The organism is Pigmentiphaga soli (genome assembly GCF_039541095.1).
Lineage (GTDB): Bacteria > Pseudomonadota > Gammaproteobacteria > Burkholderiales > Burkholderiaceae_B > Pigmentiphaga > Pigmentiphaga soli.
Genome location: NZ_BAABFO010000055.1, coordinates 1 through 546 on the forward strand (window position 1 = coordinate 1; position 546 = coordinate 546).

The window sequence follows — 546 nt, forward strand, 5'->3', positions numbered from 1 at the left end:
CTTAACACGCACTTTGGGACCTTAGCTGGTGGTCTGGGCTCTTTCCCTTTTGACTACCCAACTTATCTCGTGTAGTCTGACTCCTGATGAACATCTGTATGGCATTCGGAGTTTGATAATCTTCGGTAAGCTTTGACGCCCCCTAGGATATTCAGTGCTCTACCTCCATCAGACTTTCTCTCAAGGCTAGCCCTAAAGCTATTTCGAGGAGAACCAGCTATCTCCGGGTTCGATTGGAATTTCTCCCCTACCCACACCTCATCACCACCCTTTTCAACGGATGTGTGTTCGGTCCTCCATCACCTTTTACGGTAACTTCAACCTGGACATGGGTAGATCACCCGGTTTCGGGTCTACTCTTACTGACTGTTATTCTTCGCCCTATTCAGACTTGGTTTGCCTTCGGCTTCAAACTTTTCGTTCTTAACCTTGCCAGTAAAAGTAACTCGCCGGACCGTTCTACAAAAAGTACGCGGTTCACCACATAAGGGTGTTCCACAGCTTGTAAACACAGGGTTTCAGGTTCTCTTTCACTCCCCTGCCGGG

1 rRNA gene is annotated in these 546 nt (G+C 48.4%); it reads right to left on the reverse strand.

What is annotated here, in order from left to right:
• Positions 1 to 546 (reverse strand): 23S ribosomal RNA (locus ABD927_RS24500); the annotation flags it as partial.